Annotated in this window: 25 protein-coding genes, 1 other RNA gene and 2 pseudogenes; 17 read left to right on the forward strand and 11 right to left on the reverse strand. The window is 70.6% G+C overall.

Going from position 1 to position 25,786, the window contains the following annotated elements; all coding sequences use genetic code 11:
• Window positions 1-218: 218 nt before the first annotated feature.
• Window positions 219-998: a class I SAM-dependent methyltransferase gene (locus OO69_RS18945; RefSeq protein WP_033281878.1), complete on the forward strand. Its 780-nt coding sequence runs from the start codon at window positions 219-221 to the stop codon at window positions 996-998.
• A 28-nt stretch (window positions 999-1,026) separates the two neighbouring features.
• Here OO69_RS18945 and OO69_RS53005 read toward each other — a convergent pair whose 3' ends face one another.
• Both OO69_RS53005 and OO69_RS18950 read right to left on the reverse strand, forming a co-directional pair.
• Complete coding sequence (locus OO69_RS53005; RefSeq protein ID WP_234444474.1) at window positions 1,027-1,332, reverse strand: hypothetical protein; 306 nt, start codon at window positions 1,330-1,332, stop codon at window positions 1,027-1,029.
• Between the two features lie 108 nt (window positions 1,333-1,440).
• Window positions 1,441-2,073, reverse strand: a complete 633-nt coding sequence (locus tag OO69_RS18950; protein ID WP_033281879.1) for a response regulator transcription factor — start codon at window positions 2,071-2,073, stop codon at window positions 1,441-1,443.
• 361 nt (window positions 2,074-2,434) lie between these two features.
• On the opposite strand from OO69_RS18950, the gene OO69_RS18955 reads away from it, so the two are divergent.
• On the forward strand, window positions 2,435-3,997 hold the full coding sequence (locus tag OO69_RS18955; RefSeq protein WP_033281880.1) for an alpha-L-arabinofuranosidase B: 1,563 nt from the start codon (window positions 2,435-2,437) through the stop codon (window positions 3,995-3,997).
• Here the strand turns inward: OO69_RS18955 and OO69_RS18960 are convergent.
• Genes OO69_RS18960 through OO69_RS18970 form a run of 3 tightly spaced genes read right to left on the reverse strand, consistent with a single transcriptional unit; the run spans window position 3,975 to window position 6,891 of the window.
• The gene (locus OO69_RS18960) at window positions 3,975-5,234 is read right to left on the reverse strand and encodes a sensor histidine kinase (RefSeq protein ID WP_051801103.1); all 1,260 of its coding nucleotides are present in this window, start codon (window positions 5,232-5,234) and stop codon (window positions 3,975-3,977) included. The genes OO69_RS18955 and OO69_RS18960 overlap by 23 nt on opposite strands.
• Before the next feature lie 17 nt (window positions 5,235-5,251).
• On the reverse strand, window positions 5,252-5,968 hold the full coding sequence (locus OO69_RS18965; RefSeq protein WP_033281881.1) for an ABC transporter permease: 717 nt from the start codon (window positions 5,966-5,968) through the stop codon (window positions 5,252-5,254).
• Window positions 5,968-6,891, reverse strand: coding sequence for an ABC transporter ATP-binding protein (locus tag OO69_RS18970; protein WP_106971066.1), 924 nt, complete (start codon window positions 6,889-6,891; stop codon window positions 5,968-5,970). The genes OO69_RS18965 and OO69_RS18970 overlap by 1 nt, the downstream gene beginning before the upstream one ends.
• A 255-nt stretch (window positions 6,892-7,146) precedes the next feature.
• Here OO69_RS18970 and OO69_RS18975 point away from each other — a divergent pair, with 255 nt between their 5' ends.
• The 3 genes from OO69_RS18975 to OO69_RS18985 are packed head-to-tail and all read left to right on the forward strand — an operon-like array spanning window position 7,147 to window position 10,073.
• Entirely contained in the window at window positions 7,147-8,007 is an 861-nt protein-coding gene (locus tag OO69_RS18975) for a MaoC/PaaZ C-terminal domain-containing protein (protein ID WP_033281883.1), read from the forward strand.
• 29 nt (window positions 8,008-8,036) lie between these two features.
• Window positions 8,037-9,113 carry a Zn-dependent alcohol dehydrogenase gene (locus OO69_RS18980; RefSeq protein ID WP_033281884.1) on the forward strand — a complete coding sequence of 359 codons (1,077 nt, stop codon included), beginning with the start codon at window positions 8,037-8,039 and terminating at the stop codon, window positions 9,111-9,113.
• Between the two features lie 9 nt (window positions 9,114-9,122).
• The gene (locus tag OO69_RS18985) at window positions 9,123-10,073 is read left to right on the forward strand and encodes a 3-oxoacyl-ACP reductase (protein WP_033281885.1); all 951 of its coding nucleotides are present in this window, start codon (window positions 9,123-9,125) and stop codon (window positions 10,071-10,073) included.
• Window positions 10,074-10,150: 77 nt separating this feature from the next.
• Here OO69_RS18985 and OO69_RS52510 read toward each other — a convergent pair whose 3' ends face one another.
• Both OO69_RS52510 and OO69_RS18990 read right to left on the reverse strand, forming a co-directional pair.
• The gene (locus OO69_RS52510) at window positions 10,151-10,318 is read right to left on the reverse strand and encodes a hypothetical protein (RefSeq protein ID WP_199810983.1); all 168 of its coding nucleotides are present in this window, start codon (window positions 10,316-10,318) and stop codon (window positions 10,151-10,153) included.
• Window positions 10,319-10,443: 125 nt separating this feature from the next.
• Window positions 10,444-11,724 carry a hypothetical protein gene (locus OO69_RS18990; protein ID WP_033281886.1) on the reverse strand — a complete coding sequence of 427 codons (1,281 nt, stop codon included), beginning with the start codon at window positions 11,722-11,724 and terminating at the stop codon, window positions 10,444-10,446.
• 198 nt (window positions 11,725-11,922) lie between these two features.
• Between OO69_RS18990 and OO69_RS18995 the strand changes: the two genes are divergently transcribed.
• The 3 genes from OO69_RS18995 to OO69_RS19005 are packed head-to-tail and all read left to right on the forward strand — an operon-like array spanning window position 11,923 to window position 14,984.
• Window positions 11,923-12,795, forward strand: a complete 873-nt coding sequence (locus tag OO69_RS18995; RefSeq protein WP_033281887.1) for a Nif3-like dinuclear metal center hexameric protein — start codon at window positions 11,923-11,925, stop codon at window positions 12,793-12,795.
• Window positions 12,792-13,535: a zinc ribbon domain-containing protein gene (locus OO69_RS19000; protein WP_078652474.1), complete on the forward strand. Its 744-nt coding sequence runs from the start codon at window positions 12,792-12,794 to the stop codon at window positions 13,533-13,535. Before OO69_RS18995 ends, OO69_RS19000 begins: the two co-directional genes overlap by 4 nt.
• A gap of 12 nt (window positions 13,536-13,547) precedes the next feature.
• Complete coding sequence (locus tag OO69_RS19005) at window positions 13,548-14,984, forward strand: bifunctional RNase H/acid phosphatase (protein WP_033281889.1); 1,437 nt, start codon at window positions 13,548-13,550, stop codon at window positions 14,982-14,984.
• On the opposite strand, the gene eda is transcribed toward OO69_RS19005, so the two are convergent.
• Complete coding sequence (gene eda, locus OO69_RS19010) at window positions 14,976-15,617, reverse strand: bifunctional 4-hydroxy-2-oxoglutarate aldolase/2-dehydro-3-deoxy-phosphogluconate aldolase (protein ID WP_033281890.1); 642 nt, start codon at window positions 15,615-15,617, stop codon at window positions 14,976-14,978. The two genes, OO69_RS19005 and eda, sit on opposite strands and share 9 nt — an antisense overlap.
• A 75-nt stretch (window positions 15,618-15,692) precedes the next feature.
• Window positions 15,693-16,475, reverse strand: a complete 783-nt coding sequence (yaaA, locus tag OO69_RS19015; RefSeq protein ID WP_033281891.1) for a peroxide stress protein YaaA — start codon at window positions 16,473-16,475, stop codon at window positions 15,693-15,695.
• A gap of 113 nt (window positions 16,476-16,588) precedes the next feature.
• Between yaaA and OO69_RS19020 the strand changes: the two genes are divergently transcribed.
• Window positions 16,589-18,037: an RNB domain-containing ribonuclease gene (locus OO69_RS19020; protein ID WP_033281892.1), complete on the forward strand. Its 1,449-nt coding sequence runs from the start codon at window positions 16,589-16,591 to the stop codon at window positions 18,035-18,037.
• Here the strand turns inward: OO69_RS19020 and OO69_RS19025 are convergent.
• Window positions 17,988-18,542 (reverse strand): hypothetical protein, encoded by a 555-nt coding sequence (locus OO69_RS19025; protein ID WP_033281893.1) that lies wholly within the window; start codon window positions 18,540-18,542, stop codon window positions 17,988-17,990. The genes OO69_RS19020 and OO69_RS19025 overlap by 50 nt on opposite strands.
• A 33-nt stretch (window positions 18,543-18,575) precedes the next feature.
• A complete protein-coding gene (locus OO69_RS19030) occupies window positions 18,576-20,150 on the reverse strand; it encodes an FAD-dependent monooxygenase (protein WP_033281894.1) in 1,575 nt (524 codons plus the stop codon).
• A gap of 46 nt (window positions 20,151-20,196) precedes the next feature.
• Here OO69_RS19030 and OO69_RS19035 point away from each other — a divergent pair, with 46 nt between their 5' ends.
• The 8 genes and pseudogenes from OO69_RS19035 (at window position 20,197) to OO69_RS49470 (ending at window position 25,776) form a co-directional block, all read left to right on the forward strand.
• Complete coding sequence (locus tag OO69_RS19035; protein WP_051801104.1) at window positions 20,197-20,844, forward strand: TetR/AcrR family transcriptional regulator; 648 nt, start codon at window positions 20,197-20,199, stop codon at window positions 20,842-20,844.
• 49 nt (window positions 20,845-20,893) lie between these two features.
• Window positions 20,894-21,724: a helix-turn-helix domain-containing protein gene (locus OO69_RS19040; RefSeq protein ID WP_033281975.1), complete on the forward strand. Its 831-nt coding sequence runs from the start codon at window positions 20,894-20,896 to the stop codon at window positions 21,722-21,724.
• A gap of 85 nt (window positions 21,725-21,809) precedes the next feature.
• Window positions 21,810-22,529: pseudogene (locus tag OO69_RS53880) on the forward strand (DMT family transporter); the annotation flags it as partial.
• 118 nt (window positions 22,530-22,647) lie between these two features.
• Window positions 22,648-23,063, forward strand: an RNA gene (gene rnpB / locus OO69_RS49490) — RNase P RNA component class A.
• 177 nt (window positions 23,064-23,240) lie between these two features.
• Window positions 23,241-23,666: pseudogene (locus OO69_RS19050) on the forward strand (DUF5753 domain-containing protein); the annotation flags it as partial.
• A complete protein-coding gene (locus OO69_RS50195) occupies window positions 23,647-23,841 on the forward strand; it encodes a DUF397 domain-containing protein (RefSeq protein ID WP_078652475.1) in 195 nt (64 codons plus the stop codon). The pseudogene OO69_RS19050 and the gene OO69_RS50195, both read left to right, overlap by 20 nt.
• Window positions 23,842-24,261: 420 nt before the next feature.
• A complete protein-coding gene (locus OO69_RS49465; RefSeq protein WP_051801106.1) occupies window positions 24,262-24,957 on the forward strand; it encodes a polymorphic toxin-type HINT domain-containing protein in 696 nt (231 codons plus the stop codon).
• Window positions 24,958-25,056: 99 nt separating this feature from the next.
• Window positions 25,057-25,776: a DUF6193 family natural product biosynthesis protein gene (locus OO69_RS49470; RefSeq protein ID WP_051801107.1), complete on the forward strand. Its 720-nt coding sequence runs from the start codon at window positions 25,057-25,059 to the stop codon at window positions 25,774-25,776.
• Window positions 25,777-25,786: the final 10 nt, after the last annotated feature.

Here is a 25,786-nt window from a genome sequence, read left to right on the forward strand (position 1 = left end):
GAAAAGTAGGGCCGGGGGTGGCCGGGACTGGGGCCCTGGTGGCCTTCGGGTGGGGTGCCGACGCGGTTTCGGCCCGTCCCCGGAACGGTGGCCTTCCGGGGTCGACTCCCGCCTCGTGCAAGGGTGTTGGCGGCATTCGTGTGAGTGTCCAGGATCCGTGCTGACCTGGGCCTTGGACCCGTCCGCTCCTACGATCGGCGCATTGGAGAGGGGGCCGGATGGACCGGACGGATCGTAGCCAGCACGGGCGGGACATACGCACGGTCGACGATGTACTCCGGCTCCTGGACGGGCTGTTCGCGCCGGAGGCCGACCGTTGGAGTTCGCGGGGTGCCTCTTGGTGGGACGGGTTCTATGCCGACCGGGACAAGCCGGTGCCGTTCTTTGTGGCTAAGCCGGACGAGAACCTGGTCGGGTATGTCGAGCGGGGGCTGATCGGCGGGGGTGGGGGTGGTCGTGCCCTGGACCTGGGGTGTGGTCCGGGGCGCAACGCGCTTCAACTCGCCGCGTGGGGCTTCGAGGTGGACGGGGTGGATCTGTCGCCTACGGCTGTCGCGTGGGCGGAGGAGCGGGCGCACGTCTCGGGAATCCGGGCCCGATTCCACTGCGGGGACGCCTTCGCCCTCGCCGGTACCCAACTCCCCGGCCCCTACGACCTCGTCTACGACTCCGGCTGTTTCCACCACCTGCCCCCGCACCGACGCATCAGCTACCTCGCCCTGCTGGACCAAGTCCTCGCACCCGGCGGGCACTTCGCGCTCACGTGCTTCGCCGCCGGCGGCATGGGGTCCGAACTGCCCGACGCCGAGCTCTACCGCGGCTCCGGGCTTCAGGGCGGGTTGGCCTACACGCCGGATGAACTGCGCTGGATATTCGGGGAGTTGGAGATGGTCGAGCTGCGCCGGATGCGCGCCGAGCCGGACGCCTCGCCGTGCTTCGGGGAGGACTTTCTCTGGACGGCGTTGTTCCGCCGGGGACTTGGTGCGCAGAACTCGTAACACGCGCAGGTTCGCAGGCTTCGCCGAGTCATGCCGGGATGAAGCTCGGCCACCAGGGCGGGACGTTGCCCGGGCACAACGGGGCGGGGTAGGAGTCCGGCATGCCGAGCCAAGTGACCAGGAACCAGGCGAACCACAGGGTGAAGACGAGCCCTGCGGCAAGGGCTGTCCTGCGATGACGTCTTCCGAGGGTGCCGTGCAGGATCACCCATGGAATCGCGGCGGCGATCCATATGAGAGGAGCGAGAAAGAGCAGAGTCGTACCGTTGGCCGCTGCGTTGACGCCGACGTCACAAGCAGCCCATGCCCTCCCGATGGCAGCAGTGGACACCACCGCGGTCAGTCCACCGAAGAGGATCCCGAAGCCGGTACCTCTGGGCCAGCGGCTCGGAGGACTCGACTGTTCTGTTCCCACGGTCATCCCCCCCGCCTCGCCGTAGGCCTACAACCAGCCCTGTTGTCGGGCCTCCCGCATGGCCTCCATGCGGTTGCGGGTTCCCGTTTTGCCGATCGCCGAGGAGAGGTAGTTGCGGACGGTGGACTCGGAGAGGTGGAGCTTCGTGGCGATGTCGGAGACCGTCGCGCCGTCCACCGAGGCCTTGAGGACGTCGCACTCGCGGGCGGTGAGGGGGTTCGGGCCCGCGCTCAGCGCGGCGGCGGCCAGGGCCGGGTCGATGACCGTCTCGCCGGTCAGGACGCGGCGGATCGCGGCGGCGAGGTCCTCCACCGGGCCGTCCTTCACCAGGAAGCCCGCCGCGCCCGCCTCCATCGCGCGGCGCAGATAACCGGGGCGGCCGAAGGTCGTGAGGATCAACACCCGGCAGTCCGGGGCCTGTTCGCGGAGTTCGGCGGCGGCGTCCAGGCCGCTCATGCCGGGGAGTTCGATGTCGAGGAGGGCGACGTCGGGGCGGTGGGTCAGGGCGGCGTCCACGATCGTGTCACCCCTGCCGACCTGGGCGACGACCTCCAGGTCCGCCTCCATGCCGAGCAGCAGGGCGAGGGCGCCGCGCATCATGCCCTGGTCCTCGGCGAGCAGCACTCTGACGGACTTGGCGGGCCGGTGGTCCCGGGGCATCTCATCCACGGGGCAAGAGTAAGGCCCAGGGAGACCCAGGCCGGTTGTCAAAAACTCTTCATTGTTCGCGTCCGCGAGTCTTGACGGTCTCCGGCTGCGGGCAAACAATCGCCTCGGCATTCTGCAATCACCCCAGGAATTTCCCGTGCCGGGCCGATTCCGGAAACCTTTCGACAAACTTTCGGCAGTTCGACATTTCGATCGCGAATGGGTTCGGCATATCGATCGAACGGCGTTCGGTATATCGACCGGTCGCTCGCGCCGCAACTCCGAGCACCCCGCCCCACCCGCACCGACGACCCGCACCGACCACCTGTACTGACCACCCGCACCGCCCTACCCGCAACAGAAGAGGTGCACCGTGTTCCCGAGATTCCTCCGCACCCGGCCGCGCCGGCTGAGAAACGCCACCCTCGCCGCACTGTCCGCGCTCGTGACCGTCCTCGCGCTGGCCGTAGGCGTGCCGCAGGCGTCGGCCGCCGGCTCGCTGCCGTGCGACATCTACGCCACCGCCGGCACGCCCTGCGTCGCCGCGCACAGTCTCGTCCGGGCGCTCTACTCGTCGTACAACGGCTCGCTGTACCAGGTGCAGCGGGCCTCCGACAGCGCCACCGCGAACATCGGTCTGCTGGCGGCCGGGGGGTATGCCAACGCGGCGGCGCAGGACTCGTTCTGTGCCGGTACGACCTGCGTCATCACCAAGATCTACGACCAGTCCGCGCGCCACAACGACCTCACGATCGAGGGCGCGGGCGGGGCCGGTGTCGCCGATGTCGGGGCGCCCGCGGACGCGCTGCCGGTGACCGCCGGCGGGCATCAGGTCTACGGCCTGGAGATCTCGGCCGGCATGGGCTACCGCGACAACTCCACCTCGGGCGTGGCCACCAACGGTGCCGCCGAGGGGATGTACATGGTGACCTCGGGCACCCACGTCAACGGCAGTTGCTGCTTCGACTACGGCAACGCCGAGACCAACAACCAGGACACCGGCAACGGTCACATGGACGCGATCAACTTCGGTACGGAGTGCTGGTTCGCGCCCTGCTACGGCAGCGGCCCCTGGGTGCAGGCCGACCTGGAGAACGGGCTGTTCCAGTCGGACTCCGGGTACAGCAAGAACACGGCGAACACCGGCACCGGAGCGATACCGTTCGTCACCGCTTTGCTGAAAAACAACGGTCAGGACCATTTCGCGCTGAAATCCGGAAACGCGCAGTCGGGGAGTCTCACGACCTCCTATTCCGGGGGTGAACCCACCACGAGCGGTTACTCACCCATGCATCAGGAAGGCGCGATCGTCCTGGGCACCGGCGGGGACAACAGCAACGGCTCCATCGGCTCGTTCTTCGAGGGCGTCATGACCGCCGGCATCCCGACCGACGCCGCCGACAACTCCGTACAGGCGAACATCGTCTCCGTCGGCTACGGCGCCTCGACCGGCACCACCGGGACGCTGGCGGCCGGTTCGGAGATCTCGCTGCGGGCGACCACCTCGTGCTGCACCGGCGACTACATCCGCCACCAGAACAACGCGGCGGTCCTCTCGGCGATCACGTCCAGCAGCGCGGCACTCGACAAGAGCGACGCCACCTGGATCGTCCGCAGGGGACTCGCCGACAGCTCCTGCTATTCGTTCGAGTCACGGAACTATCCCGGTGACTTCCTGCGGCACTACAACTACCAGCTCTATCGCCAACCCATGGTCGGGACAACGCAGTTCAGACAGGACGCCACGTTCTGCGCCTCGACCGGCAAGAGCGGCACGGGCACGTCGTTCGCGTCGTACAACTACCCGACCAGATATCTCCGGCACTACAACTACAACGTCTACATCGCGAGCGACGGCGGCTCCAACGCCTTCGACAGCGCGACCTCGTGGACGGACGACGTGAGCTGGGTCGTCACGGCTCCCTGGGCGCCGTAGCGGCCAAGTCCGCTGCCTCCACGGGGAGTTCGGCGGTGACCGTGAAGCCGCCGCGTGGTGACGGGCCGGCCCGCAAGGAGCCGCCCGCCACCGCGAGGCGTTCCGTGAGGCCCTTCAGGCCGGTCCCGCCGACGCCCTCGGCGGGGCCGGTCGCCGATGAGTCGCCCGTGCCGTCGTCGGCGATGGTGAGGCGGACGCGGTCCAGGATGCCGTCGAGGGTGATCTCGCAGCGGGTGGCACGGCTGTGCCGTACGGCATTGGTGACCGCCTCGCGGACCACCCAGCCCAGCAGGGCCTCGTTCTGCGGGGTCAGGGGCGGGCCCGACTGGCGGACCACCGGGTCGATGTCGGCGGCGGACAGGGCGGAGCGGGCGCGGTCCAGTTCGGTGGCGAGGCTGCCCTCGCGGTAACCGGTGACCGCCTCGCGGATCTCGGTGAGCGCCTGCCGGCCCACGGCCTCGATGTCGGTGATCTGGCCGAGCGCGGCCTCCATGTCGCGGGGTGCGAGACGCCGGGCCGCCTCCGACTTCACGACGATCACCGAGAGGGTGTGCCCCAGCAGGTCGTGCAGGTCGCGGGAGAACCGCATCCGTTCCTTCTCGACCGCGCGGCGGGCCAACTCCTCGCGGGCGGCGCGCAGTTCGCGTACGGCCTCGGAGAGGGAGAGGATCGCCGCGGTCACCATCGTGGACAGGAACGTGCCGTAGGCGACGTTGATCGCGTCCCAGCCCGCCCGGTACACGGAGACCGCGGCGGCGAGGGCGGTCAGGGCGAGGCCGACCTGGCCGAGGCGCGGGCCCCGGACGACGGCGCCCGTGGCGAGGCCGAGGAGGGGGAAGAAGTAGAGCCAGCTGCCGCCGTAGCCGAGGGCCAGGCCACAGGTGATCAGACCCATCACGACCAGTGCCACCAGCGTGGAGACCGCCTGGCGCTTCTCCTTCACGAAGGACCGGAACACCACATAGATGTAGAGGGAGTTGAAGGCGAACAGGCCCAGACCGCCGATCCAGGGGTTGGAGGTCTTGCCCTGGAGGAGGTTGGAGAAGGAGCCCATGCCCATCAGCAGCCACGGCAGCAGGGAGAAGCCGGTCGGCGGCGGGCCCGGATGCTCGGGGTGCTCGCCCTTGCGGCGGGCCTCCTTCTGCGCGGTCTTGAACTCCGCCATGTCGGCCTTCCACTGGGTCCGCGCGGCCCGCCACTGCTGTAGCTGGCAGGTGATCCCTCGCATCCAGGTCATCTCTCTCGCTCCCCCGGTCACACGGTCCGCCCGGTCCGGCGGTACGCCAGCACAGCGTACGAACCGAACGCGAGCAGCCAAGCCGTCAGCACCGCGATCGCGCCGAGTGCCGGGGCGTGCCCGTCGGCGACGGAGGTGCCGAGTTCGGCGAAGCGGTTGGTCGGGGTGTAGTGGGAGATCGCGCGCAGCCAGCCGGGGAAGAGGCTGATCGGGAACCACAGGCCGCCGATCACCGAGAGCCCCAGGTTGCAGGCCATGTTCGTGACGCCGGTGGTCTGGGAGGTGAGCCCGTAGCCGTTGCCGAGGCCGAGCAGGGTGAAGGGGATCGAGCCGAGCCACAGCAGCAGCGCGATCGCCGCCCACTGCCAGGCGTCCAGCCGTACGCCGTTCACCAGTCCGCCCGCCGCGAGCACGGCGACGATCGAGGGCAGCACGGTCACCGAACCGGTCAGCGCCCGGCCGACCACCACCTGCCGCGGGGTCATCGGCGTCACCCGCAACTGCCGCAGCCACCCGATCGCCCGGTCCTCGGCGACTCCGCCCCCGGTGTTGAGCGCGGAACCGACCGCGCCGTAGGCGGCCATACCGACCATCGCCGTGGCCTTGTAGCCACTGTCGTCACCACCGAGGTTCGTGAACAGCAGGTACATCATCACCGGCATCGCGATCCCACCGATGACGAAGCCGACGTCGCGCAGGGTCCGGCGTACTTCGAGGCGCAGGTAGTCGAACATCACACCGTCTCCAGTTCGTGTGTCGTCAGGGCGAGGAACGCGTCGTCGAGGGACGCCGGGGTGACCTCCAGGCCGCGGATCGCGTTGCGGGCGGCGAGGGCGATCACCGTCGCGTCCGAGTCGTCGGTGCGCAACAGCGCGCGGTCGCCGCGGACTTCGAGGGTGCGTACGCCGGGCAGCTGGGCGAGACCCTCGGTGGAGCCGCCCGCCAGGTCGAAGGAGACGAGGCTGCCGCCGGCCGCGCGCTTGAGCTGCTCGCCGGTGCCGTCCGCGACGATCCGGCCGCGGTCGATGACGACGATCCGGTCGGCGTGCGCGTCCGCCTCCTCCAGGTAGTGCGTGGAGAACAGCACGGTGTGCCCGCGCCGGGCGTACGCCCGCATCGACTGCCAGAACGCGTGCCGCGCCTCCACATCCAGGGCGGCCGTGGGCTCGTCCAGGACGATCAGCGACGGGTTCCCCGCCAGCGCCACGGCGAACCGCACCCGCTGTGTCTGCCCGCCCGACAGCCTGTCCACCCGCCGCCCGGCCAGCTCGCCGATACCGGCCAGCTCCAGGGCCTGCGCGACCGGCATCGGCTTCGGATAGCGCCGGGCGACGAACGCGACCAGCTCGCCGACGGTGACCCGGGGCACCGCCCGCGACTCCTGCAACATCGCCCCGACCAGGCCGTTCCGCACGGCCAACTCCGGTGTCCCGCCGAAGAGTTCGACCGTGCCGGCGTCGGGCGCGTTCAGCCCGAGCAGCAGCGAGATCGTCGTCGACTTGCCCGCGCCGTTGCGGCCGAGCAGCGCGACCGTCTCGCCGCGCCCGATCTCCAGGTCCATACCGTCCACGGCACGCACCGCGCCGAAGGTCTTGACCGCCCCCGCGAAAGACACGGCAGCCGCTGTCCGGTCCGCCGCCCCACCTGTCTGTGTCATGGCTACGACGCTACGGATCCGGCCCCCTCGCCCGGCAGATGCGCATGTACGGACTCGGGCAGGACAAATGTCACCGACGGCGGCGCGGACACCTACCTGACGCACCGTCAGGAGCCTTCACAAGTGCGGGGCGCTCGGCTATACAGAAGGGCGCCGGACTGGAACGCGTTCTAGGTCGGCCCGTGACGACCTCGGTGCGGCCGACGGTGCGGACGGCCGCACCGAGGTCTTCGACCACCGGCGATCAGGAGCCCCATGCCCATCGACGCAGCCCAGGCCCTCGCGGCCGAACCCCGGACCGGCGAGATCTCCTGGACCACCAAGGACGTCCAGCTCTACCACCTCGGCCTCGGCGCGGGCACCCCCGCGACCGACCCCGACGAGCTGCGCTACACCCTGGAGTCCCGGCTGCACGTCCTGCCGAGTTTCGCCACCGTCGCGGGCAACGGCTCACCCGGCGTCATCAGCGGCCTGTCCATGCCCGGCATCGAGGTCGACCTCGCCCGCGTCCTGCACGGCGGCCAGTCCCTGCGCCTGCACCGCCCGATCCCGGCCCAGGGCACCGCGACCAGCACCGGCCACATCGCCGCCGTCTACGACAAGGGCAAGGCGGCCGTCCTCGTCATGCGCACCGAAGTCGCCGACGCCGACGGCCCGTTGTGGACCAACGACGCGCAGATCTTCGTACGGGGGGAGGGGGGATGGGGTGGCGACCGCGGGCCGTCCGCACGCCTCGAACCCCCAACAGGCGAGCCCTACAAGGTGGTTGAGCGTGCCATCCGCGAGGACCAAGCCCTCCTCTACCGTCTCTCCGGCGACTGGAACCCCCTGCACGCCGACCCCGAGTTCGCCAAGCTCGCCGGATTCGACCGGCCCATCCTGCACGGGCTGTGCACCTACGGCATGACGCTGAAGGCCGTCGTCGACACGCTGCTCGACGGCGACGTGACCCGGGTGCGCTCCTACGACACACGGTTCGCCGGGGTCGTGTTCCCCGGCGAGACGCTGCGCATCCGCATGTGGCGCCGGGGTGATGCGGAAGTACAGGTCGCGGTGAGCGCCGTAGAACGGGACGACGCGCCCGTCCTCGCCGACACGATCGTCGAACACTCCTGAGACAAGCCCGAGTTGAGGGGAGCCGCACCATGCTCGCAGCCGTACTGCACGAGATAGGCCAGGACAAACTGGAGGTCCTCGACGACGTCGAGGCGACGGGCTTCGGGCCCGGTCGGGTCAGGATCCGGGTGCGCGCCACGGGGCTGTGCCACTCGGACCTGTCCGCGATGGCGGGCGTACTGCCACAGCCCGCGCCCTTCGTCCCGGGGCATGAAGGTGCCGGCGAGATCCTCGAAGTCGGCGAGGGCGTAAGCCACTTGAAGGCCGGTGACCGGGTCGTCGTCTGCTGGCTGCCGGCCTGCGGGGTGTGTCCGGCGTGCAAGCGCGGCCAGACCCAGCTGTGTCTGGCCGGGTTCATGAACGCGGGTACCCCCAACTTCAAGCGCCCCAGTGGCGATGTGTTCGGCTTCGCGGGCACCGGCACCTTCGCCGAGGAGGTCGTCGTCGACGCGGGCTGCGCCGTACCGATCCCCGACGACGTGCCCTTCGACATCGCCGCCCTCATCGGCTGCGGGGTCACCACCGGACTCGGCGCCGCCCTCAACACCGCTGACGTGCAAGCCGGTTCGTCGGTCGCCGTGATCGGCTGCGGGGGCGTCGGCATCTCCGCGATCCAGGGTGCCCGGCTCAAGGGCGCCGCCGAGATCGTCGCCGTCGACCCGGTCGCCTCCCGCCGTGAGGCCGCGCTCAAGTTCGGTGCCACGAAGGCGATTTCACCGGACGAGCTGCCCGACGCCAAGCAACAGGTCACCGGCGGCGAGGGGTTCGACTACGTCTTCGAGGTCGTCGGCCGCTCCGCCACCGCCCGCACCGCCTACGAGAACACCCGGCGCGGCGGCACCCTCGTCGTCGTCGGCGCGGGCGCCCTGGACGACTATCTCCAACTCAGCATGTTCGAGCTGTTCTTCGACGAGAAGCGCATCCTCCCCTCGATGTACGGCGGGGGAGACGTGCTGCGTTCCTACGAGCGCACGATCGCCCTGTGGCGGGCGGGCCGCGTCGACCTGGAGAGCCTGATCACCCACCGCGTTCCGCTGGCCGACATCAACGAGGCCCTCGACCAGATGCGCCAGGGGACGGCCCTGCGTACGTGCATCGAGATCTGAGGACCGGGTATGTCGTTGCCACTTGAGGGACTTGCGGCGATCGTCACCGGCGCCGGACGCGGGCTCGGCCGGGCCGAGGCGCTGGAGCTCGGCCGGCTCGGCGCGGCCGTCGTCGTCAACGACTACGGGCAGCCGGGCCGGGACGGTTCGGGGGCGGCCTCCGCCGGTCCCGCCGAGGAGGTCGCCGCCGAGATCCGCGCGGCGGGCGGCCGCGCCACCGCCCACACCGGGGACGTCGCCGACTTCCAACAGGCCGCCGAACTGGTCGAGTTGGCGGTCGCCGAGTTCGGCAGGCTCGACATCCTCGTCAACAACGCGGGCATCCTGCGCGACCGCATGGTCTTCTCCATGACGGAGGGCGAGTGGGACGCGGTGATCCGGGTCCACCTCAAGGGCCACTTCAACACGACCCACTTCGCGGCCCGGCACTGGCGCGAACGCTCCAAGGCGACCGGCGCACCGGTGTACGGGCGGATCGTGAACACCTCGTCCGAGGCGTATCTCGCAGGCTCGGCCGGACAGCCCAACTATGCTGCCGCGAAAGGCGGAATCGTCGGCCTGACCACCTCCACGGCCCTCGCCCTCGCCAAGTACGGCGTCACCGCGAACGCCATCTGCCCCCGCGCCCGCACCCGGATGACCGAGGACGTCTTCGCCGGGTTCGGGGAGAACGGCGACGGCCTCGACCCGCTCGCCCCCGAGCATGTCGCCCCGCTCGTCGGCTACTTGGCCTCACCCGCCGCCGAGCGGATCAACGGCCAGCTCCTCGTCGTCCACGGCGGCATGGTCGCGATCGTCGAACGCCCGCACGTCCAGGCCAAGTTCGACAGCAAGCAGGACCTCTTCAGCTACGACGAGCTGGACGCCGTACTCACCCCGCACTACGCGGAGCGACCGCCGGGGGAGACGTTCGCGGCGGCCGAGGTGCTGGGACTCAAGCGGGAGCCGGACACGGCCTAGGGAACGCGGCGGCCCCGCCCGTCCGGAGACGAGCGGGGCCGTGTCGTGCGAGGTGGTGCAGGGCGTCTGACGTGTCGTCAGACCGCCGCGTACTTCGACTGCGTGGACTGCTCGGACGGCTTGCGGTGCCGGCCGTGGGCGGCCGAATCGCCGTCCTGCGCCGAGACCGGGCCCCGGTGCTTGCCGTGACCGGAGGCGTCGTGTGTGTCGGCAGACATGGTCTGCGCGGTGTTCGAGTCGTTCATCGGAAAGTTCACCCCGTTGCAACATGATCCTTCATACAGCCCGGCGATCTTATCCAGCCGTTCCCGGGGTGACGCGAGGCGGACCGCCGTCCGGAACGAGTTCGTTACCGAGCCGCACCACTTCGTTACCCGACGGCCACCCGGCCTTTGAGCGGCGCTTCCCGCAAGGGCACCGGACGCGGCGCGACCGGCACCGGAGGATCCGGTTGTGACGGCGATGACGGCGACGGCACGGCCTCCCCAGGCGCGCCCCCCGTCCCGTCCCGAACCGGATCCTCCGGGCGTGTTTCCCCCGTACCCCCCACGCCCCCCGTTACCGCAGGGGACCCCGCGTCCCCTGCTTCCCCCGTTCCCCCCGCCCCCCTGGGCACCGCGAACCGCGCCACACCGCACGGCACTTCCGGTGTGGCGTACGGCAGTCGCAGCACCCCGTCCTCGGTCCACAGCCCGGCGCCCGCCAACCACCCCTCGGGCGCCGGGAGTTGGAGCAACTGCCGCTCGGCGGGCCGCCATACGGCGAACCAGGTGCCGGCCGGCCCGTCGACGCGCAGCGCGACCCCGCAGTTCTCCGGCATCAGCACCTGCCCCGGCTGGATCGCGAACGGCGTCACCGTGCAGTCCGGCAGCCGCAGGCACTCCGGGAACCGCACCGGCAGCGTGGACCCGACCACCCCCCAGCCCAGCCGTTCCCCCCGCCCCGGCGCCGGCGCGTCCGAGCCGATCAGCAGCAGCCCGCTGTCGGGGTCGGCCGCGAGCAGCCGGTCGTCGCTGTCCGCGGCGATCTGCAGCAGCGGCGACACCTCCCCGTCCCGTTCCAGGTCGACCACGATCGCCTTGGTCCGCCCGCCGACCTCCCGGTCCAGCGCCAGCATCCGCCCGGCCCGGTCCAGCCAGACCCCGCCCGAGCAGCGCCCCGGGACCATCGCGAGATGCTCGGGCCCGAACGCCCCGCCCGCCACCAGCCACACGGCGGTCGAGCGCCGGCCCACGGCGAGGGCGTACGCCTTCTCGCCCCCCGGCGCGGGCGGCAGCAGCCGCAGCCGGGTGTCCGGGTCCGGGCACTCGACCGCGCCGAGCGGCAGCTCACCGGTGCCCGGGCCGGTCGGGTAGAGCAGCGAGAACGCGTGCCGCCCGTCGACCAGCCGCCGGATGAGCACCCGCCCGTCGCCCATCGGCTGGACCTCGGTGCCGGGCTCCTCGGGCTGGTTGCCGGGCAGCGGCACGGCGTACGGCTCGGGGCCGTCCAGCGTCCACCGCTCCGGGAACAGGCAGTCACCGGCCGGCGCGAGGCGGGCGGCGTACGCCCCGTCCGCGGTGATCGCACACGCGGTGCCATCGGTCCGCGGTTCCCCGCACTCGTCCTCGTCCTCGTCGTGAGCCGTGGGCTCGATCGCACAGGCCGTCATGGTTCGGTCACCTCCGGCCACGAAACTAGTTTTCGCACGTACGGACGTGGGACCGATGAGCAGGCGCTTCACCAATAAGGGTGGCCAAGTAACGATTCGCCTGAGGAAACGGGGGCCGGTGTGCTGAACGGGGCCGCGCACCTCCGTACGGCCGGTTCAGCGGTTCAGCCGATCGGTCCAGCCAGGTAGCCTTTCCCCGTGCCCCGTCAGTCCGTACCCCGCCTGTCCGAAGTCATCGCCGCGCTGGAGAACCTGTGGCCCGCCGAGCGGGCCGAGTCCTGGGACGCGGTCGGCACCGTCGTGGGCGACCCGGACCAGGACGTCACCCGTGTGCTGTTCGCCGTGGATCCCGTGCAGGAGATCGTCGACGAGGCCGTGAAGCTGGGCGCCGACCTGCTGGTCACCCACCACCCCCTCTACCTGCGCGGTACGACGACGGTCGCGGCCTCCACCTTCAAGGGCCGTGTGGTGCACACGCTGATCAAGCACGACATCGCGCTGCACGTCGCCCACACCAACGCCGACCGCGCCGACCCGGGAGTCTCCGACGCGCTCGCGGGCGCGCTGGACCTCCGGGTCGTAGGACCGCTCGTACCGGACCCGACCGATCCGGAAGGCCGCCGGGGCCTGGGCCGGATCTGCGAGCTGGACCACCCCCTGACCGTCCGCGAGCTCGCGGCCCGCGCCGCCGAGCGCCTGCCCGCCACGGCGCAGGGCATCCGCGTCGCGGGCGACCCCGACGCCCTGGTCCACCGGATCGCGGTGAGCGGCGGCTCAGGCGACAGCCTCTTCGACGACGTACGCGCGGCAGGCGTAGAAGCTTTCCTCACAGCGGACCTCCGCCACCACCCGGTGTCGGAAGCCCGAGCCCACACTCCTCTCGCGCTGCTCGACGCGGCGCACTGGGCCACCGAGTGGCCCTGGTGCGAGCTGGCCGCCGCCCAGCTCGACGAGATCTCCGACCGCGAGGGATGGGACCTCAGGGTCCATGTCTCCAAGACGGTCACCGACCCCTGGACCGCCCACGCGGCGTCCACCGCCACACCTGACAAACCTGGAGCCCCCAACTGAACGCCGCGCCCGCCGACCAGATCCGACTTCTCGACGTCCAGGCCCTCGACGTACGCCTCTCGCAGCTCGCGCACAAGCGCAACTCCCTGCCGGAGCACGCCGAGATCGACTCGCTGACCAAGGACCTCACCCAGCTGCGCGACCTGCTCGTGGCCGTGCAGACCGAGGAGAGCGACTGCGCCCGCGAGCAGACCAAGGCCGAGCAGGACGTGGACCAGGTGCGCCAGCGCGCCACCCGCGACCAGCAGCGCCTCGACTCCGGTGCCGTCACCTCGCCCAAGGACCTGGAGAACCTCCAGCGCGAGATCGTCTCCCTCGCCAAGCGCCAGGGCGACCTCGAGGACATCGTCCTGGAGGTCATGGAGCGCCGTGAGTCCGCGCAGGAGCGCACCGCCGAACTGACCGAGCGGGTCGGTTCCGTGCAGGGCAGGATCGACGACGCGACCGCCCGCCGCGAGGCCGCGTACGAGACGCTCGACGCCGATGAGGCCACGGCCGAGAAGGAGCGCGAGGTCGTCTCGGCGACCATCCCCGCGGACCTCCTCAAGCTCTACGACAAGCTTCGCCAGCAGCAGGGCGGCATCGGCGCGGCCAAGCTGTACCAGCGCACCTGCCAGGGCTGCCGCCAGGAGCTCGCCATCACCGACTTCAACGAGGTCCGCGCGGCGGCGCCCGACACGGTCGTCCGCTGCGAGAACTGCCACCGCATCCTGGTGCGCACGTCCGACTCCGGCCTGTAAGGAGCGCTGGCCGTGCGGGAGTTCATCGTCGAGGCCGACGGCGGTTCCCGGGGCAACCCGGGTCCCGCGGGCTACGGCAGCGTCGTCATCGACGCGACGACGGGGGAGACGCTGGCGGAGGCGGCCGAGTACATCGGCATCGCCACGAACAACGTCGCCGAGTACCGGGGCCTGTTGGCCGGCCTCCGCACGGCCCACGCCCTGGACCCCGCCGCGTCCATCCACATCCGCATGGACTCCAAGCTCGTCGTGGAACAGATGTCGGGCCGCTGGAAGATCAAACACCCCGACATGAAGCCCCTGGCGGCGGAAGCGGGCCAGGTCTTCCCGCCGGACCAGGTGACGTACGAGTGGATCCCCAGAGCCCAGAACAAACACGCGGACCGCTTGGCCAACGAGGCGATGGACGCGGGGAAGCGGGGCGAGCAGTGGTCGGCGGCAGAGTCAACGGCAGAACTCCGCAGCACAGGCTCAGGCGAGGCTTTTAAGGGCCGCGGAACACAAGCGGAGCTGTCCAACACAGACCCAGCCGACGCCCTTAAGGGGCGCGTACGCGCTGAGCTTTCCAGCACAGACCCAGCCGATGCCCTTAGGGGCCGCGGGCGCGCCGAGCTTTCCAGCGCAGGCCCAGCTGACGCCCTTAGGGGCCGCGGGCGCGCCGAGCCTTCCAACACAGGCCCAGCCGACGCCCTTAAGGGGCGCGGGGAACTGCGCGACCAGCCCCCACCGGCCGCAACTGTGACGACTACCGCCAAGGCCACCGCCGACACCCGCGCAGCCCGCAACATAGCCACGCCGAGCGCCGGTTGGGCCCCCGCAGACATGGGCGCCCCCGCAACCTTCGTCCTCCTACGCCACGGCGAAACCCCCCTCACCCCCCAGAAGCGCTTCTCAGGCAGCGGCGGCACCAACCCGTCCCTCTCCAACGTCGGAAGGGACCAAGCGGAGCGAGCAGCAACCGCGTTGGCAACCCGAGGCACAATCCAGCACATCATCGCCTCCCCCCTCACCCGCACCAGGGAAACCGCCGCAGCCGTAGCAGACCGCCTGGGCCTACCGGTGACGATCGAAGAGGGCCTGCGCGAAACGGACTTCGGCGCCTGGGAAGGCCTCACCTTCGGCGAGGTACGCGAGCGCTACCCCGACGACCTGACCACCTGGCTGGCCGACCCCACGGCCCAACCCACAGGCGGCGGCGAGAGTTTCGCCGACACGGCAACCCGAATCGCCGCCACCCGGGACAAGCTGACCGCGACCTACGCGGGCCGCACAGTCCTCCTCGTCACCCACGTCACCCCGATCAAGACGTTCGTCCAACTCGCCCTGGGCGCCCCACCGGAGTCCCTGTTCCGCATGGAACTCTCCGCGGCGTCAATCTCAGCCGTGGCGTACTACGCCGACGGCAACGCGAGCGTACGACTCTTCAACGACACGTCCCACCTACGCTGACCGCAGCCCCGCCGCCTCCCGCGCCAGCACCTCGACCCGCCCCCAGTCCCGCGCGGCCACCGCATCCCCCGGAATCATCCAACTCCCGCCCACACACCCGACGTTGGGCAACGCCAGGTAGTCGGGCGCGGAGTCGACCCCTATCCCCCCGGTAGGACAGAACCGCGCCTGCGGCAACGGCCCGGCCAGCGCCTTGAGATACGCGGTACCCCCCGAGGCCTGAGCCGGAAAGAACTTCATCTCCCGCACCCCGCGCTCCAACAGCGCGACCACCTCGGACGTGGTCGACACCCCCGGCAGGAACGGCACCCCGGACCCCTGCATAGCCTCCAACAGCAACTCGGTCCACCCGGGACTCACAAGAAACCGCGCCCCCGCCTCCACGCACTCCTTCACCTGCCCCGGAGCCACCACGGTCCCGGCCCCCACCACGGCCCCCGGCACCTCACCCGCGATGGCCCGCAACGCCTCCAGCGCGACCGGCGTCCGCAAGGTCACCTCGATCGCGGGCAACCCACCCGCCACCAGCGCCCGCGCGAGCGGCACCGCGTCGGCGACGTCCTCGATGACGACGACGGGCAGCACGGGAGCGAGACCGAGCAGGGAGAAGGAAGGCGACGGCGAGGAAGACATGGCCTCATCCTGCCGAGGTGATGCAGTGCACGCAAAGCCCATTGCGCACACTGCAACGCATGCCCGATGGTTCGCTCAGTGAATCTCGTCCACCAGCACATCCAGCGCCCAGGCCCGCCCCGCCTGCGACGGCGCCTCCGCCTCCACCACATACCCCAAGTCCCGCAAGGCCTCGACCAGTTCACCCGGCGTCCCGGGCGCCCCCGGCGAGGTCAACAGACTCCGCACGATCCGCCCCTTCGTCGCCTTGTTGAAGTGGCTGACAACCTTCCGCGTCGGTGCATGCAGCACCCGCACGGTCGCCGTCCGCCCCGCGACCTCCCCCTTCGGCTTCCACGCCGCCACATAGGCCGACGACCGCAGATCCAGCACGAGCCCGTCCCCGGCAACCTCCGGCAGCACAGCCGCCATCGGCCCCCGCCAGTGCGCACCCAACGCCCCGAGCCCGGGCAGCCGTACCCCCATAGAGCAGCGATACGACGGAATCCGGTCCGTCACCCGCACCGCGCCCCACAACCCGGAGAACACCAGCAACGAACGCGCGGCCCGCTTCTTCGCGGCGGGTTCGAGCGAGGCCAGGTCGAGGGCGTCGTAGAGAACCCCCGTATAGATCTCCCCGGCGGGCCGCGCACCCGCCGTCCGCAGCTCCGTGTTCTTCGCGATCTCGCCGCGCAGTCCCTCACTCAGCCCGAGGACCTCGCGTGCCTTGTCCTCGTCGGCGGCGCACAGGTCGACGAGTTCGTCGAGTACGGCCGCGCGGGCGTCGGTGAGTCCCGGCAGGGAGAGCGATTCCGGCTTGAGGGGGGCACCGCGGCCGGAGGAGGCCTTGCCTTCGGACGGCGGCAGCAGGACGAGCACGGCGGGTTTCTCCTTAGGGGACTTCAGGGAACTTCAGGGCACTTCTGGCTTACGTGGGGGGCTTGCGCCAGCGTAAAGGGTGCGGGCCTGCGGATTGTGCCTACGCTCGTGTCATGCCCAGCCGCCGTATCCGGGTGACCGGCACCCCCGAAGCCCCGCTCCGGGCCGCCCTCACCGCACTCCGCACCGAACTCGGCGTACCCGAGACCTTCCCGCCGGAGGTACTGGCGGAGGCGGAACGCGCTGCGAAGGCACCGGCCCCCGCCGTCGAGGACGCGACCGACATCCCCTTCTTCACCATCGACCCGCCCACGTCCATGGACCTGGACCAGGCGATGCACCTGTCCCGTAGGGGAACCGGGGGGACCGGAGGGACCGGTTTCCGGGTCCGGTACGCCATCGCCGACGTCGCCGCCTTCGTGGTCCCCGGCGGCGCGCTGGACGCGGAGGCCCACCGCCGCGTGACCACGCTCTACTTCCCCGACGAGAAGACCCCGCTGCACCCGCCCCTGCTGAGCGAGGGCGCCGCGAGCCTGTTGCCGGACGTGACGCGGCCCGCGGTGCTGTGGACGATCGACCTGGACGCGGACGGCCGTACGTCCGCCGTCGACGTCCGCCGCGCCCTCGTCCGCAGCCGGGCCAAACTCGACTACGCCACCGCGCAGCGGCAGATCGACGCGGGCACGGCGGAGGAACCGCTCGCGCTGCTGAAGGACATCGGCGAGGCGCGCGAACGCCTGGAGGTCGAGCGCGGCGGCATCTCCCTCAACGTGCCCGAGCAGGAGATCGTCGAGCGCGACCACACCTACGAACTCGCCTACCGCGCCCCGCTCCCCGCCGACGGCTGGAACGCCCAGATCTCCCTCCTCACCGGCATGGCCGCCGCCGACCTGATGCTCACGCACGGCACGGGCGTCCTGCGCACCCTCCCCACCGCCCCCGACGGCGCGGTCGGCCGCCTCCACCGCACCGCGCACGCGCTGCACATCGACTGGCCGCACCACATGTCGTACGCGCAGCTCATCCGCTCCCTCGACCCGCACCTCCCGCACCACGCGGCCTTTCTCCAGGAGTGCACGACCCTGCTGCGCGGCGCGGGCTACACGGTCTTCCGCGACGGCAACCTCCCGCCCGTCACCACCCACGCGGCGGTCGCCGCCCCCTACACCCACTGCACAGCGCCCCTACGGCGACTGGTCGACCGCTACGCCTCCGAACTCTGCCTGGCCCCCTCCTCCCCACCCGCCTGGGTCCTGGCCGGCCTCGACGCCCTCCCCAAACAGATGGCCGACGGCAACCGCCTCGCGGGCACCGTCGAGCGCGAGTGCGTCGACATCGTCGAGGCAGCCCTGCTGAAGGACCGCGTCGGCGACCTCTTCGACGGCTATGTGGTGGACGTCGAGGAACGCCAACCGACGGTAGGCAAGGTGCAGTTGGACACCCCGGCCGTCGTCGCCCGCCTCGAAGGCGGCACGACCCCGCTGCCCTTGGGGGAACGGCTGCGGGTCCGCCTCACCCAGGCGGACCCGGGGACGTCGAAGGTACGGTTCGCGCCCCCCTGACCGCTTCCAGACGGGCCTGAAGGGCCGCTACGACGCGGTCGGCGTCGTCGGCGTGGAAGCGGACGGTGTCGACCTCCCGCCGTCGGCCGAGGAGCGTGAAGTGGCTTACGGGCTCGGCGAGTTGGAGGGTGACGGAGGTGCGGAAGCCGACGGGGAGATCGAGTTCCCCGTCGGCACGGCGCCGGGTCACCCGCAACTCCCGCTCGGCGGAGGCGATATGACCCAGCGGGACGATCACGTCGGCGCGGGCGGCCCGCCGGAGCCGTAGCCCCTGGGTGTCCAGCCGGTGCGGGCGGGCGACAGCGGCCGCGTGCAGGGCGGCGACGGACGCGACCGCGAACAGGCCCAGGACCGGCACCACTTGGTGGAGCACCGGCCAGTCCCGCAGCAGTACCGACATGGTGAGCGTCTCCAGGACGCACGCGAGCGCCGACCCGGCCACCATGGCCCGTCGCGCCCGCGCATACCCGAACACCCGCCCGCCGCCTGCCCAGTTGGTCCTCATGGGGTCAGTGCAAATGCTGACGTCGCGGCAGTGTCAAGCGCCAAGCGGCGCGCCGAACCACAGCCGCAGGGCGTCCGAGGGGTCGTCCTCGGTGCCGTCCGTGTCCGTCGCCCAGGCGGTGAACCCGTCGGGGCGCACCAACAGCCCGGCCAGTTCCGGGTGTTGGGGGCAATTGGTGGTCAGCACGTCCACCAGGCCCTCGTAACCGGCCGCGCGGGCACGGAGTTTGGGGTCGTCGGCCAGGTCGAGGAGGAGGGCGCGGCCGGTGTGGAGGTGGTCGCCGAGGCGGGTGCCGTCGGCGAGTTCGAGGTCGGGGGCGCTGCGGCCGGTCAGCGGGTGGTCGCCGGGGAGGTCGTAGCGCTGCCAGGCGCCGGAGATCCGCTTGACGAAGTACATCGTGCCGTCGGCCGTCCCCGCGAGGTCGCTGACGATCCCGCGCAGGGCACGGGCGTGTGCGTCGGGCCGCATGACCGCGATCTGGGCGCGGGTCCAGTCCAGCACCCAGGCGCCGATCGGATGCCGTTCGGCGGTGTAGGTGTCGAGCAGGTCGACGGGTGCCCGGCCGCTGATGACCAGGGCGAGCTTCCAGCCGAGGTTCATCGCGTCGCCGACGCCGAGGTTGAGGCCTTGCCCGCCGAACGGCGAGTGCACATGCGCCGCGTCGCCCGCGAGCAGCACCCGGCCCGAGCGATAGGTGTCCGCCTGACGGCAGTTGTCGGTGAACCGGGTCGCGGTGTGCAGGGCGTGCACGGTGACGTCGACCCCGGTCACGCGGCGCACGCTGGCCTGCAACTCCTCGGTGGTGACCGGGGATTGGCGGTCGGCGGGCGGCCCGTCGAACTCGATGGACACCATCCGCCCCGGCATCGGGCCGTAGGTGTACATCCCGGTGGCGGTGGCGTTCCAGCCCTTGCTCAGCCCCTCGGTGCCGGTCAGGTCGGCGATCGCCTGGTAACCGGTGATCTCCGGTGCGGTGCCCGGGAACTGGATGCCGGCGAGCTTGCGGACGAGGCTGCGGCCGCCGTCGCAGCCGACCAGCCAGCCGGTGCGGACGGCCTGCGGCGCCGATCCGTCCGTAGCGGCGAGGTGGACGGTCACCCCCTCGTCGTCCGCGTCGTAACCGGTCAACTCGACCTGCCTGCGCACCTCGACGCCGAGTTCGACGGCGCGTCGGCCGAGCAGGCGCTCCAGTGGGGCCTGCGGGACGAAGCGTCCGACCTCGCCGGCCGGGCCGACCTCCGCGAAGGCGGGGTCCGAGGTGTCGAGCAGATCGGCCCGCAGGGTGATCCCGGCGAAGTGTCCGGCGGACTTCGGCGGCGGGGCGGCGCCCTCACCGCCGCTCTGCGTCCGCAGGAACTCCTTCATGCCGTTCGCGGTCTCGACCTGCACCTCGGTCAGCGCGGGCAGCAGCCCCCGGCGGTAGAGGGAGACGGCGGTGAGGGTGTTGATCCCGCCCGCCTTGATCGTCTCGTCCACCTCGGTCAGCCGCTCAGCGACCAGCACGCGGGCCCCGCCGAGCCGCAGCTCACAGGCGAGCAGCAGCCCGATGGGCCCGGCTCCGGCGATGACGACGTCGTAGTTCGTGTCGGTGTTCGTGTCAGCGTTCATGGCTTAAGTGTAGTCACTAAAAAATTATGTTGGCTACACTGTTCTCGTGAGTGAGAGAGTGAGTGAGAGCAAGGACGCGGCCGAGCTGCCGCTGAGAGAGCGCAAGAAGCGGGCGACACGGCAGCGGATCTCGAACGTCGCCTCGGCGCTGTTCCGGGAGCGTGGCTTCGACCAGGTGTCGGTCGCGGAGGTCGCGCGGGCCGCCGAGGTGTCGACGATGACCGTCTTCAACTACTTCCCGCGCAAGGAGGACCTGTTCCTCGACCGCATCCCGGAGGCGGTCGAGATGTTCAGCGGGGCCGTACGCGACCGCGCCCCCGGCGAGACCCCGCTCGCCGCGCTCCGCCGCCTCGCCCTCGAACTCCTCGACCGGCGCCACCCGTTGGCCGGTCCCGACAGCGGTTTCCCGGACTTCTGGGAGGTCGTGGCCGACTCGCCCGCCCTGTGCGCCCGGGGCCGCGAGGCCCTGGAGGAGATCGAGAACGCCCTGGCCGCCGCCCTCACCGAGACCGCCCCGGACACCCCCGACCCCGCCCTGACCGCGGCCCTGACCGTCGCCGCGTACCGCACGGTCTACGTCACGACCGCGCGCCGCGTCTTCGCGGGAGAGGGCGCGGAAGGACTCGTAGAAGACCATCGGGCGCGGATAGGCGCGGCCTTCGACGCGTTGGAACGGGCGCTCGTCCCGGCATGACACGCGGCCCCGGCGCGTTGCACCCTGTGGAGGAAAGGGGGTGCGGCCGGTGAGCGCACGTGAGCAGGCGCTGTGGACGAGGGCGAGACTGGGCCGCTGCGGTCCGCCGCTCGACCTGCTGACGGCCCGGTTCGACCGGCACGTCTACGCCCCGCACGCGCACGAGGAGTTCACGATCGGCGTCTGCGTCGGCGGCTCGGAACTCATCGACTACCGCGGCGGCCGCGTCCGTGCGACCCCGGGCTCCATCGTCGTACTGGCCCCCGGTGAGATGCACACGGGCGGCCCGGGCAGTGCCACCGACGGCTACGCCTACCGAGCCCTCTACGCCGACCCGGGACTGCTGACGGACGGCATCCTCGGCGCGGCCCTCCCGCACTTCCGCGAGCCGCTCCTCGACGACACCGAACTCGCCGTGGCGCTGCGCTCGGCGCACACCCAACTCAGCGTCTGCCCGGACCCGTTGGAGGCGGAGTCGCGTTTGCCGTGGCTCCTGACGGCGCTCGCCCGCCGCCACTCCACAGCGCGCCCGGCACCGGACGAGATCCCGGGCGCGGCCTGGGTGGCCCACGCGGTGCGGGACCGCCTGGCGGACGAACTGCTGACCCCGCCCTCCTTGAACGCGCTGGCGGCGGACTTCGGCCTGTCCCGCTACCAGCTCCTGCGCGCCTTCCGTACGACGATGGGGATACCGCCGTACGCCTGGCTGGCCCAGTACCGGGTGACCCGGGCGCGCGGTCTGCTGGAGGCGGGCGGGCGGCCCGCCGAGGTGGCGGCGCAGGTGGGCTTCGCGGACCAGGCGCATCTGACGCGGTGGTTCCGGCGGGTGCTGGGGGTGACGCCGGCGGCGTACCGCAACAGCGTTCAAGACTCCCGATGAGGTGGCGACGCATCCTCGCCGTATGACTGCACGCGGCTGGTTCCTGTTCTCCCTGATGGGAGTGGTGTGGGGCATCCCCTACCTGATGATCAAGGTGGCGGTGGACGCCCCGCTCTCCCCGTCCATGGTCGTCTTCACCCGCTGCGCCCTGGGCGCCGTACTCCTGCTTCCCTTCGCCCTGCGACAAGGCGGCCTGGCCGGGACGGTCCGCGCGCACTGGCGCCCGATGCTGGCCTTCGCGTGCATCGAGATCATCGGCCCGTGGTTCACGCTGACGGACGCGGAACGGCACCTGTCCAGCTCTACGGCGGGCCTGCTGATCGCGGGCGTACCGATCGTGGGCGTGCTGATGGCGCGCTTCTTCGGGGACGCGGAACGTCTGGGGGCGCGTCGGGTGGCGGGCCTGGCGCTGGGACTGGCCGGGGTCACCGTCCTCACGGTCCCGCATCTGACGGGCGGCGACGCGCGCTCGCTGGCGGAGGTGCTGCTGACGGTGCTCGGGTATGCGACGGCGCCGCTGATAGCCGCCCGCTACCTGAAGGACGTCCCGACGCTCCAACTGACCGCCCCCTGCCTGGCGTTGGCGGCGATCGTCTACGCCCCCGCGGCGGCGGTGACCTGGCCCTCCTCGGTCCCGTCGCCCCAGGTTCTGGCGTCCCTCGCCGGCCTGGGTGTGATCTGCACGGCGGTGGCGTTCGTGGCCTTCCTGGAGCTGATCAAGGAGGTCGGCCCGACCCGTTCGACGGTGATCACGTACGTCAACCCGGCGGTGGCGGTGGCGGCGGGCGCGCTGTTCCTGGGGGAGGACCTGACGGTGGGCATCGCGGTGGCCTTCACGCTGATCCTGGCGGGGTCGGTGCTGGCGACGGCGGCCACCGGTCCGCGGGGCGGCGCCCGCCCGGTAGCATGGTCGACACGGCAGACGAGCCGGGCGGACGGCCGCGTGGAGTGCCCCTAGGGGGACTTCCCGAGGAACGTCCGGGCTCCACAGGGCAGGGTGATGGCTAACGGCCACCCGGGGTGACCCGCGGGACAGTGCCACAGAAAACAGACCGCCGGGGACCTCGGTCCTCGGTAAGGGTGAAACGGTGGTGTAAGAGACCACCAGTGCCCAGGGTGACCTGGGCAGCTAGGTAAACCCCACCCGGAGCAAGGTCAAAAGGAGCCGCCGCTTCGCAAGAAGGGCGACTCTGCGCGGACGTTCGAGGGCTGCCCGCCCGAGTCCGCGGGTAGACCGCACGAGGCCGGTGGCAACACCGGTCCTAGATGGATGGCCGTCGCCGGGAGGACCGTGAGGTCCCCCCGGAAACAGAACCCGGCGTACGGCCCGGCTCGTCTGTCGGTAGGGCTCTGACCTGGTCTTATGGCTTGGTCGGGGCCCTTTCTCGGGTTTGGGGGCTTCGGGGGAGTCGGCGACAAGGGCGCTCAGTGACACGGTCTGGACGTCGTTCGGTTTCGCTGATTCCGTGACCCGGCTGTGGTTGTCCAGGCCCTCGACACGCACTACGGGACGTAGGGGTTGTTGCAGACGCCGGGGTACGCACGGGAGGTGTTGGTGGCGGGCGGGCTTGAGGGGAAGGAACCTGAGCAGCAGGTCGATGCTCGGATGGGGCGGCGGGAGCTGCTGGAGGGGGTGGACGCACCCCGGTTCCGGACTGTTCTGTCCGAGGCGGTCCTGCGCACGGGGTTGCTCAACACCCGTGAGCGACTTGGGCAGTTGGAGCACCTGACTGCGATGTCGGAACGTCCGAACATCGTCGTCCATGTGTTGCCGTTCAGTGCGGGTCCTTACGGGCTGGACAGCACTGACGTGTGGTTCCTGCGCCTGGCGCAGGGACGTACGGCGGCATACACGGAGAACACGCACCGCGGCGACCTGATCGAGGACAGTGCCGCGGTCGAGAAACGGCAAGGTGCTTACGATGCGGTTCGCGACCTGGCGTAAGAGCTCATACAGCAACTCGGACGGTGGGGCTTGCGTCGAGGTCTCTGACGACTTCGCCGCTGTCGTCCCGGTGCGGGACAGCAAGGTTCCTCACGGGCCGGTGCTTGTGTTCCCCGCTGATGGGTGGAACTCCTTCGTTTCGGCAATCGGGAACGGGCGGTTGAGCGACTGATCAGGCAAGGTGACGACCCCGCGATCCGATCCGATCGCGGGGCCGCTGATCGGCCTGCCTTGGCCGGCCTGGGCGGTGTAGTGGTAACGAGCCTTGAGGATCTTGGCCTGTTTGTCGTCGGCTCGGTGGACGAGCGCTTTTGCCGGCGGGTTCGCCAGCCGCTTGGCTCTTCCCTTGCCGCACTCCTGCGACGCCTCCCCGCCTGCAGCCGGAACCGGTGAACCTCGCGTACTGGGCGGCCGGGCCATTTTGGTTGGGCTGATGTTCCATATCACGTAGTGACATACGCAAGGAATTGCCGTATCCATTTAATGTTCATCTAGAATTCCCTTTCATTTCGGTGTGTGCTGCCATTTCCCGCCCGACGTGATAGCGGAGTGTGGGCATTGTGGCGGAGGTCACACGTGCGACACCCTCGGCATGGCCATGTCCTCGGCGGACGCCGGCGGTATCGCGCGGGGTGCCACCAGATTCATCGGCGCGATGAGCAAGGCCGGGCGGATTCTGTGCAGCTTCACCCCCTCGACCCGCGTGCTCATGAAGGACGGCCGCACCAAACAGATCGGGAAGATCAAGCCCGGCGACAAGGTGGCGGCGGCGGATCCGAAGACGGGCAAGCGACTAGGGGCACGCACGGTCACCGCTCAAGGCGGCCACCGCGACACGGACCTGGTCTACCTGAGCATCCGTGACAAACAGGGCCGTACCGTCACCGTCGACACCACCTACGAACACCCCTTCTGGGACGCCACGGCTCGCGCGTGGATCCAGGCCGGCGAACTCACCGTGGGCCACGACCTCAGCACCGCCGAGGACGGTCGGGCCCGACTGGTCGGCGTCCGGCACGAGGTCGGCGCGGCTGACATGTACAACCTCACCGTCGAGGAACTGCACACCTACTACGTGCTCGCCGGTTCCACGCCGGTGCTGGTGCACAACTGCGATGTGGCGCTGGGCAGGGCGGCAGAGGGAACTTGCCCGGGGGGCCAGATCGACAGAGATCGAGATGGGATGGATCGCCCGAGCGGTGGCCAATGGAGAACGCTCCTGGGGATCGATCCACTGGTATCGCACGGACATCAAAACGAATCAGAAAGTGGAATTCTTTCCCGATGAGCCCGACTGGTCGAGCTTCGGTAGATTGCGACCGTTCCCCATCGACGCGGGACCTTCGTGCAAGTGCTAGGACCCCGATCTCAAGGAGCGCCCTCCACTGTGGAGACGAACGGCACCTCTCCCCGTCCGGACCTGTCCGTGTTCCTGGACTCCGCTCTGTACCCGGACCTGATCGAAAGGGGCGGTCTCGTCTCCGCCTTGGAGAGCCTGGCCCGTGAGAGCGGCTTGGATGTGGGAACCCCCTACAGCGAGTACGCGTCGGGGCCGGGGCGCTACAAGAGTGCCGTCATCGCGACGGACCGCGGCACGATGTCCATGCTGCTCGGCAAGCACGAGCGGATGTTCTCTCTCGACGTCCGCGGGCGCGGATTCACGTGGGCGGACGGAATGACGGACGATCTGCGGGAACTGGTCAGGGCGGTGGCGGCCTGGCGGAGCGGAGTGCCCGTGGACGAGTTCGCCGGGGCGTTCCCGTTCATGCGGCTCGGACGGCTCGCCCGCGGGTACGAGAGCGGTGATCCGATCGCGGCCCAGTGGGAATGGCTGCGGACCGCGGAGGTCTACGACGACGAACGGCCCCTCGTGGAGGCGGCCCACGCCAACGGCCGCCTCCGCGGGCTCTTTCCCTATCTCAGCCACGGGGTCCTGCGGCTCTCCACGGAGCTGGGGAGACAGGGGGCGAGGGAGATCCAGATCTGTCCGGTCACCGGAGGGTCCTACCAGGTGGAGGACACCGGGTCGGGAGACGGGGTGAGGAACGCGGTCGCTCTGGAGGAAGCGATCGATGCCGCTGTCGATCTCCTCCTGACCTCCGGTTGACCGGGTCCCC

Source organism: Streptomyces sp. NRRL F-525, from assembly GCF_000716605.1.
In the GTDB taxonomy this organism is placed as follows: domain Bacteria; phylum Actinomycetota; class Actinomycetes; order Streptomycetales; family Streptomycetaceae; genus Streptomyces.